Origin of the sequence: Aeromonas sp. HMWF014, assembly GCF_963878295.1 — a bacterium.
Classification (GTDB): domain Bacteria; phylum Pseudomonadota; class Gammaproteobacteria; order Enterobacterales; family Aeromonadaceae; genus Aeromonas; species Aeromonas popoffii.
This window is the reverse complement of sequence record NZ_CAWNYS010000236.1, coordinates 1-11,977: the sequence shown is the minus strand read 5'-3', so window position 1 is coordinate 11,977 and position 11,977 is coordinate 1. Positions and strand designations below refer to the sequence as shown.

Here is an 11,977-nt window from a genome sequence, read left to right as displayed (position 1 = left end):
CTGGCGGTGGTGGGGGCGGGCCCGGCCGGGCTGGCGTTTGCCTGCTACGCTGCCGAGCGCGGCCATCAGGTGAGCCTGTTTGATCAGGCGAGCGAGATTGGCGGTCAGTTCAACTTTGCCAAGCAGATCCCCGGTAAAGAGGAGTTTCACGAAACCCTGCGCTACTTCGCCAAACGGCTGGAGAAGTGTGGTGTCGAGCTTTACCTCGGCCAGTGCCAGAGTGCCGAGAGCCTGCTCGGCGGCGGTTTTGACGAGGTGATCCTCGCCACCGGCATCCGCCCGCGCTCACCAAATATTCCGGGAATTGAGCATCCCAAGGTGATGAACTACCTCGATGTATTGCGGGATCACAAGCCGGTCGGCCAGAAGGTGGCGGTGATCGGCGCAGGCGGCATCGGCTTCGATGTGGCTGAATACCTAGTTGAGAAAAAGGTGGAGATGGATGCCGACGGCCATCGTGATCACTGGCTCAAGGAGTGGGGCATCGACAAGCAACTCGACCAGCGTGGCGGCTTGATCGCCCCCGAAATCGACGCCCCCGAGCGCCAGATCTGGCTGCTGCAGCGCAAGGAGAGCAAGGTGGGTGACGGTCTTGGCAAGACCACCGGTTGGATCCACAGAACCGTGCTCAAGAACCGCAAGGTGCAGATGCTCTCCGGGGTGCAATATCTGGGGATCGATGACGAGGGCTTGCACATTCAGGTGGGCGAGACCAAACAGTGTCTGCCGGTGGATCAGGTGATCATCTGCGCAGGGCAAGAGCCACTCAAGGAGCTGCAGGCCGGGTTGCAGGCGGCAGGCAAGCCGGTGCATATCATAGGTGGTGCCGACGTGGCGGCCGAGCTGGATGCCAAGCGCGCCATCCGGCAAGGGGCCGAGCTGGCAGCCGTTATCTAGCCAGCCATACCCTCTGACCCTCTATCGTGCGATAAACCCCTGAGCCTCAGGGGTTTTCTTCATTCGGTGCTGTGCTAAGGTAGCGCCATCATTGCCCCAGAGAAGGAATTGCCCATGGATGCCCTCACCCTGTTGCTCAACCGCCACTCCTGTGGCCGTCTCGCCGATCCCGCCCCGAGCGGTGAGGTGCTCGACAATATCCTCAAGGCGGGCCTGCGCGCGCCGGATCACGGCACCCTGACTCCCTGGCAGTTCATTCTGTTTGAAGGGGAGGGTCGTGAGCGGTTGGGTAACCTGCTGGCCGAGGCCGCCCGCGCCCGTGGCGAGGATGACGATAGCATCAAGAAGTGCCAGGAGGCGCCGCTGCGCGCGCCCTTGCTGGTGGCCGTCGCCACCCGCTATCAGGCCCACCCCAAAGTGCCGAAACTGGAGCAGGAGCTCTCTGCCGGTTGCGCCCTGATGGCGATGCAGATGGCAGCGCAGGCGCAGGGCTTCAACGGTATCTGGCGCTCCGGCTGGTTCATCTTCGATGAGCGGGTCAACGAGGGGTTGGGGTTGGCACCGGAGGATCAACTGGTGGGTTTCCTCTACCTCGGTACCCCCATGCTGGAGGCGCGCAAGTTGCGCGAACTGCCGCCAGATGAGTTTGTCCGTCGTTTCTAATCGGCATCTTTTTAGCCAAAGCCCTGACTTGCCAGGGCTTTTTTGAGCCTGCCCGATTATGTTCCTGAGGCTGTACTGATAAATAAATACTTGCCAAGAGGGGGATGGGGCTTGGCAGGGAATTTTTTAAATAGTGAGAGGCTGTTCTCAATCTTGGTTGATTACGCTATGTAAAACGTTTGCGCCTTATTAATATCTCTATGCCAGTTTAGAAGGTGACCCCTTCTGATTTTCTGCGATGAGAGTCGCAATTCCGTAGCACCTTTTTACAGCCCAACGTCTTCGTGACATTGGGCTTCATTTTTATGGGCTCCTGTTAACTGCCGCATGCCTGCCCGTACTTCACTGCGCGGCCCGCTCGGCGGTTACTGCGACCGCCTAGCAACGGGAAAGGATCAGCGCCCCGTGTTGGCAGGCAGGATCCGGGCCGGGTTGCCCACCACCCGCGCACCGGCTGGCACGTCTTTGGTCACCACGGCGCCCGCGCCGACGATGGCTTCCCGCCCTATGGTGACGCCGGGCAGCAGGATGGCGCCGCCGCCTATCCAGACCTTGTCTTCTATGGTCACCGGCAATGCCGTCTCCATCCCCTGAATGCGCTCATCGGCTGCCAGCGCGTGGGCGGCGGTGTAGATCTGCACGTTCGGTCCTATCATGACGTTGGCGCCGATGCGGATCGGTGCGTTGTCCAGCAGAGTGGCCCCCATGTTGATATAGGAATTTTTTCCCAAGCTGATATGGCGGCCATAGGTACAGTAGAGGGGCGGACAAATGAAGGCCCCCTGTGCCAGCTCGCCGACTATCTCCTGCAGCAGCGTCAGCAGCTCCTCCTCCTCCTCGCTGCGATTGAAACGGCGATAGCGGCGCGCCGTCTCGCGGCGCAGGACATCCAGCTCCGGCGCCATGCAGTTATAGACTTGGCTACTGATCATCTTTTGATATTCGGTCATGGGGCATTCTGCTCTCTGGTTGGCATGAGGTGAGTGGGGCAGCTGGCTGCCGCACACGCGTACGGACAGGGGCATATATGACTGCCTTGTCAGCAGAATAAGCGTGAACTTCAGCCCTGCGCCGGTATCACCAGGTTTTGTGGCCTGCCATCGGCAAAGGCCAGCACATTTTCAAATGCCTTGCGAAAGTAGATCTCATAGCTGTTTTGCTCCACATAACCCAGATGCGGTGTGGCCAGCACGTTGGGTAGACGCAGCAGGGGCTCGCTGTCGAGTGTGGCTGGTTCGAGATCGAACACATCCAGCGCAGCTTGCTTGAGCGGATTGGCGGTGAGCTCGGCATAAAGGGCTCCCGGCTCGATGAGCTCGGCCCGGCTGGTATTGACCAGCAAAGAGTCTGCTTTCATGCGAGCCAGATCGGCACGGGTAACGCAGGCTCGAGTGATCTCGTTGAGCCGCAGATGGAGGGACAAGACATCGGCCCGCCGGAAAAATGCGTCCTTGCCGGCAGCGGCTTCCAGCCCATCCTGCTCTGCCCGCTGACGGGATGAGTCACTGCCCCATATCAGTACCGACATGCCAAATGCTTTGCCATAGCGGGCTATGTGCTGGCCTATCTTGCCATAGCCCCAGATGCCGAGTGTCAGACCGTGAAGGGTTCGACCCAGACCGAGACTGCCGGATTGCTGCCATTGGCCTTGGCCCAACGCTTTGCTGTAAGCGGGAATATGGCGCGAGGCCGCCATGATGAGTGCCCAGCAGAGCTCGGCAGGCGCAATGGGGCTGCCGACCCCTTCAGCGATGGCAACACCGTATTGTTGGCACTGTACCGGGTCTATATGCTGGCTGATCTTGCCGGTCTGGCTGATGAGCTTGAGTGAGGGAAGCCCCATCAGCAGGTGTTCGTCGATGCGAGTACGCTCGCGGATCAGTACCAGAGCCTCAATGCCGTCCAGCATGGCGGCAAGACGTGCTGCATCTGGCTCACTCTGGTTGAGTACCATGACATCATGTCCTGCCAGCATGGCAAAGCAGGGTAGATGACGAACCTGATCCTGATAGTCATCCAGAATGGCAATGCGCATAAAGAGTCTCCGTTCCCATCATTCCTCGTTTGATGGCCATCCTACCGGAATCGAATCGGCATTTGTACTCGAGTGGATATTTTTCACGGCGGGTTAGCACTATGGGCAAGCCAACGAGCCTCGTATTGGCTGGTCAGGTTTCATGGGGACTGAAACGAGCAGGGCCCCCGTATGGGCGCCCTGCTTGTATAGGAAGTGGCGGATCTTATCCGCCGTGCTTGCGGCCGGAGAGGCGGCACCACTCCTCTTTCACTGCGGTCGGGTCCATGTCGAACCACTGGCCGTAGATGGTTTCCAGCTCCGGGGCCTGACTTTCCAGCACGCCGGAGAGGGCCATCAGGCTGCCCGCCTTGCCGTGGCCGGCGATAAGCGGTGCCAGTTCGCGCAGCGGGCCGGCCAGGATGTTGGCTACGACGACATCCGCTTCGACGTCTTGCGGCTGGTCCGCAGGCAGGTAGAGTTCAATCTGGCCCGCCACGCCGTTACGCTCGGCGTTGTCGTGGCTGGCCTGGATGGCCTGCGGGTCTATGTCGATGCCGATGACGCGGGCGGCACCCAGTTTCAGTGCGGCGATGCCGAGAATGCCGGAGCCACAGCCAAAGTCGACCACGGTTTTACCGGTCAGATCCAGCCCGTCCAGCCACTGCAGGCAGAGCGCTGTGGTGGGGTGGGTACCGGTACCGAAGGCCAGACCCGGATCCAGCATGACGTTGACCGCATCGGGGTTCGGCACATCGCGCCAGCTCGGGCAGATCCAGAGGCGCTTGCCAAACTGCATGGGGTGGAAGTGATCCATCCACTCGCGCACCCAGTCCTTGTCTTCCAGCTGTTCTACTTTGTAGCCGACGTCTTCACCGAAGATCTGCTGGAAGAAGGCGATGGTGGGGGCCGGATCAGTTTCGGCATCGAACAAGCCCATCACTTCGGTCTCGCCCCAAAGCGGGGTTTCACCCGGCAGCGGCTCGTACACGGGCACATCCTGGGCATCCATAAAGGTCACGGCCTGGGCTCCACGCCCCAGCAGCATGTTGCTCACCTTGTCTGCTGTCTTGGCAGTGGCGTTGATTCGAATTTGTATCCAGGGCATGGCGTCGACTCTTCATAAATGTGAAACCGCGAGATTCTATCATCATGGGCCTGTGCTGTCGTGGTTTGCCCATGTCGGCATGACGCAGGAAGAGAACGCCGCCGAGTCGGCTCGGTGAATGTCTTTCTCATTGGGTGACGGGAAGCAACCTGTGCTGCTCGGTCATGTCCGGGGTCTGGAACAGGGCGCGGGTGAACATGAACTCCTGGCTGAAGGTGACGCTCTTGCTCTTGAGCAGGGAGAGATCCCAGGGCTCGCCCGATTCGGCGATGGTACAGATATGGCCAAACAGTCGGATTAGCCCCGCCATAGTGGCCCAGTGCTCGGCAGTGGCGTTGGTACAGCAATGGCGTTGCACGAAGGGGGATTGCCCTGTTGCCACACCACGTTTGCCAGCAGGGTCTGGCGACGGGGCGGTTGCACAAGGTGCTGCCGGATCACCCCATACCGCCCAATCCCTTCTGCCTCATCTCCCCGAATGCGCTCGCTGATGGACGTCGTCGCCGAGCGGCTGCCGTTTGCCTGAGGTTACCAGCTGCTCTGGCTGGCGGACTCCTGGTTGGGCTTGAGGCCGAGCGGTACCGACTGGCGCTCCGCCAGCATGCGGATCTGCCCTTCGATCAGGCTGGCATTGGGGCCCAGCACCAGTACCAGCTGGTGATCGTTGAGCTGGATCCAGGAGAGGCAACCCAGCCCCAGCAGACGAGACTGATCCACCCGCGCTATGTCGCGGACCCGCAGGCTGAGGCGGGTCAGGCAGACGCTCATGGCCTGCAGGTTGTCCATCCCGCCCAGCACCTTGAGGTACTGGATCGCCAGCATCTGGGGGTCGGAGGGGGCGACGCTCGCCAGCCGTGGATACTCGTTGGCGATGGGCTTGCTCGGCAGTCTGAGGGGAGCGCGCTCCAGCAGCTGATAGAACAGCAGGGTATAGGCGACGAAGAACAGGATACCGACCGGAATGAGCCAGAAGCTGTGCACGCCGGACTGATAGCTCAGCATCAGATCCAGCAGGCCGGCGGAGAAGTAACTGCCCACCTGGATGCCCAGCGCATTGCAGATGGCGAGCGACAGCCCGGTCAGCAGGGCGTGGGCCAGAAACAGCCAGGGGGCGGTGAAGGCGAACAGAAACTCGATGGGCTCCGTGATCCCCACCAGTGCCGAGGTGAGCGCCAGGGTGAGCAGCAGGCCCCCTTGCGGCAGTCGCTGCATGCGCTGGCGGTGCAGCCAGATGGCAAAACAGGCGCCCGGCAGGCCGAACATGATGATGGGGTAGAGCCCGGCCACATACCCTTCGTGCAGCGGCTGGGCGGCGGCCAGCGCCTGCAGGTTGCTCTCGCCCAGCCCCATGAGGCTGCCCAATACCTGATGCAGGCCAAGGGGGATCAGCAAGCGGTTCAGCACGCCATAGCAGAAAGCCCCCAGCGGGGTGGTGAGCAGCTCTGAGGCCAGCAGCGTGATGCCCTGCTCCAGCAGGGGCCAGAACAGGGAGAGAGGGAACGCCAGCAACAGGCAGCTGAGCGCCGAGGCGAACAGGCAGAGAAAGTCCCGATTCACTCTCTGCAACCAGCCCGACAGTGTATGCCGCTTCACCCAGGGGTAGACGATGGCCGTGGTCATGCCCGCCAGCAGGCCGCAGATCATGTCCGCATGCAGGCCGGGGGCCAGGGTGCCCAGTGCCGAACTCAGCAACAGAAAGTTGACGGCCCCGGCCAGCGCCTGGGTACCCTCTCCCTGCCGGCTCAGGCCGAAGGCGATGGCCACCGCGTAGATGAGCGGCATCTGGCTGAACAGGGCACGTCCCGTGAGGGAGAGCACAGCCAGATCCAGCACATCCGGTTGACCGAGCCGATAGAACATGGCCGCCAGCGGCATTATGGAGACCGGCAACAGCAGGGCATAACCGAGTCGTTGCAGGGCTTGAGTCAGGATCTGTCTGGCGTTCTGTATTGGCATAAGGGAACGTGTTTTTGTGACGTGGCGCACACTTTACCTGCAAAACACCCATTTGAGGATAGTTTTGGAGCCCTTCATTAATCTATTTGTTATTGCTGCTCAAACAATCGCCGCACGCCCTGATCGGGTGGTGGTGTCAGCAGGCTGACCACCACGAAGGCAGCCAGTCCCAGCCCCAGGCTCGGTACTATGGCGTGCAGTCCGGCCAGCTTGATCCCCCACTGACTCAACACGCCATAGCAGACGATGCCGGACACCATGCTGGCCAGCGCGCCCGGGCCGTTGGCCCGTGACCAGTAGAGGCCGAGCACCAGCGGCCAGAGGAATACCGCCTGCAAGCCGCCAAAGGCGAGCAGGTTGAGCCAGATGATCATCTCGGGGGGCTGTAGCGCCGCGAGCAGCACCAAAGTGCCCAGGATCAGGGTGCAGAGCAGGGAGAGGCGGGGAATGCGCACCTCCAGCTTCTCCTGCTTCGGATTGAGGTAGTTGAGGTAGAGATCCTTCACCAGGGTCGCAGAGGACTGGATCAGCTGGGAGTCGATGGTGGACATGATGGCTGCCATGGGCGCCGCCAGGAAGACCCCGGCCAGCCAGGGGGGCAGCACCTCCATCATCAGCGAGGGCATGATCTTGTCCGGGCTGTCCATGCCGGGCAGGATGGCGCGACCGAGCGCCCCGGCCAGGTGCATGCCGAACATCAGCAGGGCGCTGACCGCGGTGCCGATGAGAATGCCTCTGTGCAGCGCCTTGCTGTCGCGGTAGCCAAAGCAGCGCAGGGCTGAGTGTGGCAGCCCCACTACCCCGACACAGACCAGGATCCAGAAGCTCAGCATGAAGGGCTGGGTCAGCATGTCGCCGGCCCCCTGCGGGCTCACCAGCTTGGGATCGATCTCCCTGAGCTGGTGGATGAGATTGGGCAGGCCGTCACCGGCAATCAAAATCCCCGCCAGCAAGGCGCCAGTGCCGATCAGCATGATGATCCCCTGCAGGGCATCGGTCATCACCACGGCGCGAAAGCCGCCGATCACCGTGTAGAGCAGCACGCAGCTGGCAAACAGGAAAAGCCCCTGCTGATAGCTCAGACCGGTCGCCGTCTCCAGCAGGCGAGCGCCGCCGATAAACTGCACCACCATGGTCGCGATAAAGGCGAGGATGATGGTGACCGAGCCCAGCACGACGACGGCCTTGCTCTGATAGCGGGCCCACAGCATGTCGTTGATGGTCACTGCATTGACCCGGCGGGCTATGATGGCGAACTTCTTGCCGAGCACCCCCAGGGTGAGCCAGACGGTGGGTAGCTGGATCATCGCCAGCAACACCCAGCCAAGGCCTATTTTGTAGGCTGCCCCCGGGCCGCCGATGAAAGAGGACGCCGAGGTATAGGTCGCTACCAGCGTCATGGCCAGTACCAGGCCACCCATGCTGCGGTTGCCGATGAAGTACTCCTGCACAAAATCGCCGCCGGCACGGTGGCGGCTGGCCCAGAAGCCGATCCCGAGCACCAGCACCAGATAGAGGATGAGCGGCAGCATCAGCTCAAGATTCATGGGGGGGCTCCTTGGCATGGAGGGGAGGCGTATCGAGGGGAATATCCACAAACAGGCGATCCACCATCAGGCCGCACAGCACGATGAACAACAGTGGCATTACCATGCAGCTGAGCAGGAACCAGAGCGGCATGTCCCAGTATTCGATCTCTTCGGGGATGAAGTACGCAGTGCCATACCAGGCAAGGAAGTAGAGCAGGGTCAGCAGCAGGCAGAGGGCTGCTTCCCGGCGAGCGAGCGCGAAACGATTCACCTTGGCCTCCGACAATTTTGAGGGGCGCAAGGATAACAAAAAAGGGCCATGTCGCCATGGCCCTTTTTCAACAGAGGCTCCTTACGGAGCTGACTTCTATCGGAAGTCATTGTTCTGCCTTAGATCCTTACAGACCCAACTTCTTGTGCAGGTAGTGGATATTGGTACCACCGTGCTGGAAGTTTTCGTCTTTCATGATCTCTTTTTGCAGGGAGACGTTGGTCTTGATCCCTTCCACCACCAGCTCGTCCAGCGCCTGGCGCATGCGGGCGATGGCGACGTCACGGTTCTCGCCGTAACAGATCAGCTTGCCGATCATGGAGTCGTAGTAAGGCGGAACCTTGTAACCGGCGTAGATGTGGGAATCCCAACGTACGCCCAGACCACCCGGCGCATGGAAGCGCTGGATCAGGCCCGGAGACGGCATGAAAGTAGCCGGGTCTTCGGCGTTGATCCGGCATTCGATGGCATGGCCACGGATGCGGATGTCCTGCTGGGTGATCGACAGGGGCTGACCGGCGGCGATGCGCAGTTGCTCCTTGATCAGATCCACGCTGGTGACCATCTCGGTGACCGGATGCTCAACCTGGATACGGGTGTTCATCTCGATGAAATAGAACTCGCCGTTTTCGTACAGGAACTCGAAGGTCCCCGCGCCGCGGTAGCCGATCTCGATACAGGCGCGCACGCAGCGCTCGCCGATGAACTTGCGCATCTCTTCGGTGATGCCGGGTGCCGGTGCCTCTTCGACCACTTTCTGGTGGCGACGCTGCATGGAGCAGTCACGCTCGCCCAGATAGAGGGCGTTGCCCTGGCCGTCTGCCAATATCTGAATTTCGATATGGCGCGGGTTTTCCAGGTACTTCTCCATGTAGACCATGTCGTTCTTGAAGAACTGGCCTGCTTCGGATTTGGTCAGGGCGATGGCGGCAGCCAGCTCGGCTTCACTGCGTACCACGCGCATGCCGCGACCACCACCGCCACCGGCGGCCTTGATGATCACCGGATAACCGATGCGCTTGGCAATGGCGGCGTTGTGCTTGGTATCGCTGTCGACCGGGCCGTCAGAGCCAGGCACGCAAGGTACGCCAGCCTTCTTCATCGCCTCGATGGCGGAGACCTTGTCACCCATCAGGCGAATGGTCTCGGCACGCGGGCCGATGAAGATGAAGCCGGATTTTTCGACCACTTCGGCGAAATCGGCGTTCTCGGAGAGGAAGCCATAACCCGGGTGGATGGCAACGGCTCCCGTGACCTCGGCGGCGGCGATGATCGCCGGCACATTGAGGTAGGATTCACCGCTGGCAGGCTTGCCGATGCAGATGGTTTCGTCGGCGAGGAGCACATGTTTGAGCTCCCGATCGGCGGTGGAGTGAACGGCCACTGTCTTGATCCCGAGCTCTTTGCAGGCGCGCAGGATCCGCAGGGCAATTTCACCGCGGTTGGCGATGACTACTTTGTCCAACATGGGTGGCAATTTCCCTTATTCGATGATGAACAGCGGCTCGTCAAATTCGACGGCCTGACCATTTTCAACCAGGATCGCTTTGATCACGCCGGCCTTGTCAGACTCGATTTGGTTCATCATTTTCATGGCTTCGACGATGCACAGGGTATCGCCAACATTGACGTGCTGACCCACTTCCGCGAAGGGTTTGGCTTCCGGGCTGGAGGAGCGATAGAAGGAGCCCACCATGGGGGAGCGCATCAGATGGCCACTCGGCGCGGCCGCATCGGCGGTCGGTGCTGTGGCGGCTGCGGCCGGTGCGGCGGCAGGGGCCATGGCTGGCTGCATCATCATCTGCGGCATGGCGGTGGTCACCTGACCGGAGAAGTTGCGGCTGATGCGAACGGACTCTTCACCCTCGGAGATCTCCAGTTCGGCGATGCCGGACTCTTCAACCAGTTCAATCAGCTTCTTGATTTTGCGGATATCCATTAGCATTCTCTTTCTTCTTTATCTGATCAGTGATTATCAAGCCGCGCGCAACTGATGCACGGCCGCGGTTAAAGCGAATTGGTAGCCATCGGCACCCAGCCCGCAGATCACCCCCCTGGCGACATCAGACAGATAGGAGTGATGACGGAAGGGCTCCCTGGCATGGACGTTTGACAGGTGAACCTCGATAAAGGGGATGGCCACACCCAGCAGTGCATCGCGGATGGCGACACTGGTATGGGTGAAGGCTGCCGGATTGATGATGATAAAATCCACCTGGCCCATGGCCTGATGAATGCGGCTGACCAACTCATGTTCGGCGTTGGATTGCAGGTGTTCCAGTGTGACCCCGAGTTCGCTGGCGTTGTGCGTCAGATCGGCAACGATCTCGTCGAGCGTCTTGCTGCCGTAGATGCCCGGTTCCCGTTTGCCCAGCAGGTTCAGGTTCGGCCCGTTGAGCAGGAGAATACGGTGATTTTGCGACATATTGAGTACATCCTCGATGATAATGCTGCTATCTATCCGTTATCTTGTGGATTACCAGAAATCTAGCCATTTTCTGCGCAATTCGGTGTGCACTGGTACACAGATTTCGCAATTATATTGATTTCGTGAAAATTAGCAGCATTTTACTGGTCTAATCTCTACATCTGTCTGTTTTTTGAGCTCTCGAGCTCGCTATTCAATGGCTCGGTAGTAGAGACGACAAAGCCGGCACTGGGCCGGCTTTGGGGGCTGAGAAGGGGCGGGATCAGGCCGTTTCGGATTGCTCGCGGATGAGTTTGTCCACCACGCCAGAAACCGCCAGGGTGGAGATATCTCCCAGGCTATCGGTTTCGCCGGCGGCAATCTTGCGCTGCATTATGGTGCGCATGATCATGCGGCTTCCGACTTCTCGCGAATGAGCTTGTCCACTACACCCGGATCAGCCAGGGTGGAGATATCCCCCAGGCTATCGGTTTCACCGGTGGCGATCTTGCGCAGAATTCGGCGCATGATCTTGCCGGAACGGGTCTTGGGCAGCCCCTCGGCCCAGTGGATCACATCCGGGGTGGCGATGGCGCCAATCTCCTTGCGGACCCACTCCTTCACCTCTTTGTGCAGCTCGCGGCTCGGCTCTTCCCCGGCGATCAGGGTGACATAGGCGTAGATGCCCTGACCCTTGATCTCGTGAGGCACCCCCACCACAGCCGCTTCGGCAATTTTGGGATGGGAGACCAGCGCCGATTCAATTTCGGCTGTGCCCATGCGGTGTCCCGAGACGTTCAGTACATCATCCACCCGCCCCGTGATCCAGTAGTAACCATCCTCATCGCGACGGGCGCCGTCGCCGGTAAAGTAACGACCGGGGAAGGTCGAGAAGTAGGTCTGCTCGAAGCGCTCGTGATCGCCGAACACGGTGCGCATCTGACCCGGCCAGGAGTCGGTGATCACCAGATTGCCCTCGGTGGCCCCCTCCAGCGGCTCGCCCATGTTGTCTACCAGCGCCGGCTGCACACCGAAGAAGGGACGAGTGGCCGAGCCTGGCTTGAGATCGGTGACGCCGGGCAGCGGGCTGATGAGGATGCCGCCGGTTTCGGTCTGCCACCAGGTATCGACG

At 60.5% G+C, this 11,977-nt stretch carries 13 protein-coding genes and 2 pseudogenes; 3 read left to right on the top strand and 12 right to left on the bottom strand.

Annotated elements, in window-relative coordinates:
• Both AAC083_RS09515 and AAC083_RS09510 read left to right on the top strand, forming a co-directional pair.
• The coding region (locus tag AAC083_RS09515) for an NAD(P)/FAD-dependent oxidoreductase (RefSeq protein WP_146181636.1) at positions 1-897 on the top strand (897 nt) is incomplete at its 5' end.
• A 114-nt stretch (positions 898-1,011) separates the two neighbouring features.
• Entirely contained in the window at positions 1,012-1,560 is a 549-nt protein-coding gene (locus AAC083_RS09510) for an NAD(P)H nitroreductase (protein WP_108536450.1), read from the top strand.
• Between the two features lie 395 nt (positions 1,561-1,955).
• On the opposite strand, the gene AAC083_RS09505 is transcribed toward AAC083_RS09510, so the two are convergent.
• From AAC083_RS09505 to AAC083_RS09490, 4 genes and pseudogenes are all read right to left on the bottom strand, one after another.
• Positions 1,956-2,510, bottom strand: coding sequence for a sugar O-acetyltransferase (locus tag AAC083_RS09505; protein ID WP_108536449.1), 555 nt, complete (start codon positions 2,508-2,510; stop codon positions 1,956-1,958).
• A 110-nt stretch (positions 2,511-2,620) separates the two neighbouring features.
• The gene (locus AAC083_RS09500) at positions 2,621-3,595 is read right to left on the bottom strand and encodes a D-2-hydroxyacid dehydrogenase family protein (protein WP_108536448.1); all 975 of its coding nucleotides are present in this window, start codon (positions 3,593-3,595) and stop codon (positions 2,621-2,623) included.
• Between the two features lie 205 nt (positions 3,596-3,800).
• Positions 3,801-4,682 carry a 50S ribosomal protein L11 methyltransferase gene (prmA, locus tag AAC083_RS09495; RefSeq protein WP_108536447.1) on the bottom strand — a complete coding sequence of 294 codons (882 nt, stop codon included), beginning with the start codon at positions 4,680-4,682 and terminating at the stop codon, positions 3,801-3,803.
• A 142-nt stretch (positions 4,683-4,824) separates the two neighbouring features.
• A pseudogene (locus tag AAC083_RS09490) lies at positions 4,825-5,025 on the bottom strand (zinc-binding alcohol dehydrogenase family protein); the annotation flags it as partial.
• A gap of 20 nt (positions 5,026-5,045) precedes the next feature.
• Between AAC083_RS09490 and AAC083_RS09485 the strand changes: the two are divergent.
• Positions 5,046-5,208 (top strand): annotated as a pseudogene (locus tag AAC083_RS09485) (LysR family transcriptional regulator); the annotation flags it as partial.
• Between the two features lie 2 nt (positions 5,209-5,210).
• Here the strand turns inward: AAC083_RS09485 and AAC083_RS09480 are convergent.
• The 8 genes from AAC083_RS09480 to AAC083_RS09445 form a co-directional block, all read right to left on the bottom strand.
• On the bottom strand, positions 5,211-6,638 hold the full coding sequence (locus tag AAC083_RS09480; RefSeq protein ID WP_108536446.1) for a PTS transporter subunit EIIC: 1,428 nt from the start codon (positions 6,636-6,638) through the stop codon (positions 5,211-5,213).
• Positions 6,639-6,727: 89 nt separating this feature from the next.
• On the bottom strand, positions 6,728-8,185 hold the full coding sequence (panF, locus tag AAC083_RS09475; protein WP_108536445.1) for a sodium/pantothenate symporter: 1,458 nt from the start codon (positions 8,183-8,185) through the stop codon (positions 6,728-6,730).
• Entirely contained in the window at positions 8,175-8,453 is a 279-nt protein-coding gene (locus tag AAC083_RS09470) for a DUF997 family protein (protein WP_181364701.1), read from the bottom strand. Before AAC083_RS09470 ends, panF begins: the two co-directional genes overlap by 11 nt.
• Before the next feature lie 112 nt (positions 8,454-8,565).
• The gene (gene accC, locus AAC083_RS09465) at positions 8,566-9,906 is read right to left on the bottom strand and encodes an acetyl-CoA carboxylase biotin carboxylase subunit (RefSeq protein ID WP_042035843.1); all 1,341 of its coding nucleotides are present in this window, start codon (positions 9,904-9,906) and stop codon (positions 8,566-8,568) included.
• Positions 9,907-9,921: 15 nt separating this feature from the next.
• The gene (gene accB, locus AAC083_RS09460; RefSeq protein WP_042035842.1) at positions 9,922-10,377 is read right to left on the bottom strand and encodes an acetyl-CoA carboxylase biotin carboxyl carrier protein; all 456 of its coding nucleotides are present in this window, start codon (positions 10,375-10,377) and stop codon (positions 9,922-9,924) included.
• A 36-nt stretch (positions 10,378-10,413) separates the two neighbouring features.
• Complete coding sequence (gene aroQ, locus AAC083_RS09455; protein WP_065402637.1) at positions 10,414-10,863, bottom strand: type II 3-dehydroquinate dehydratase; 450 nt, start codon at positions 10,861-10,863, stop codon at positions 10,414-10,416.
• Between the two features lie 265 nt (positions 10,864-11,128).
• Positions 11,129-11,251, bottom strand: coding sequence for a hypothetical protein (locus tag AAC083_RS09450; protein WP_258224642.1), 123 nt, complete (start codon positions 11,249-11,251; stop codon positions 11,129-11,131).
• A 2-nt stretch (positions 11,252-11,253) separates the two neighbouring features.
• Positions 11,254-11,977, bottom strand: a 724-nt coding sequence (locus tag AAC083_RS09445; protein ID WP_146181635.1) for an AMP-binding enzyme, incomplete at its 5' end; no start/stop codon positions are given.

What these genes read in the sequence shown, in the direction of transcription:
- accB (WP_042035842.1), bottom strand. Translation starts at nt 10,377, where the DNA reads ATGGATATCCGCAAAATCAAGAAGCTGATTGAACTGGTTGAAGAGTCC.
- AAC083_RS09505 (WP_108536449.1), bottom strand. Translation starts at nt 2,510, where the DNA reads ATGACCGAATATCAAAAGATGATCAGTAGCCAAGTCTATAACTGCATG.
- aroQ (WP_065402637.1), bottom strand. Translation starts at nt 10,863, where the DNA reads ATGTCGCAAAATCACCGTATTCTCCTGCTCAACGGGCCGAACCTGAAC.
- AAC083_RS09450 (WP_258224642.1), bottom strand. Translation starts at nt 11,251, where the DNA reads ATGCGCACCATAATGCAGCGCAAGATTGCCGCCGGCGAAACCGATAGC.
- accC (WP_042035843.1), bottom strand. Translation starts at nt 9,906, where the DNA reads ATGTTGGACAAAGTAGTCATCGCCAACCGCGGTGAAATTGCCCTGCGG.
- AAC083_RS09500 (WP_108536448.1), bottom strand. Translation starts at nt 3,595, where the DNA reads ATGCGCATTGCCATTCTGGATGACTATCAGGATCAGGTTCGTCATCTA.
- prmA (WP_108536447.1), bottom strand. Translation starts at nt 4,682, where the DNA reads ATGCCCTGGATACAAATTCGAATCAACGCCACTGCCAAGACAGCAGAC.
- AAC083_RS09480 (WP_108536446.1), bottom strand. Translation starts at nt 6,638, where the DNA reads ATGCCAATACAGAACGCCAGACAGATCCTGACTCAAGCCCTGCAACGA.
- AAC083_RS09510 (WP_108536450.1), top strand. Translation starts at nt 1,012, where the DNA reads ATGGATGCCCTCACCCTGTTGCTCAACCGCCACTCCTGTGGCCGTCTC.
- panF (WP_108536445.1), bottom strand. Translation starts at nt 8,185, where the DNA reads ATGAATCTTGAGCTGATGCTGCCGCTCATCCTCTATCTGGTGCTGGTG.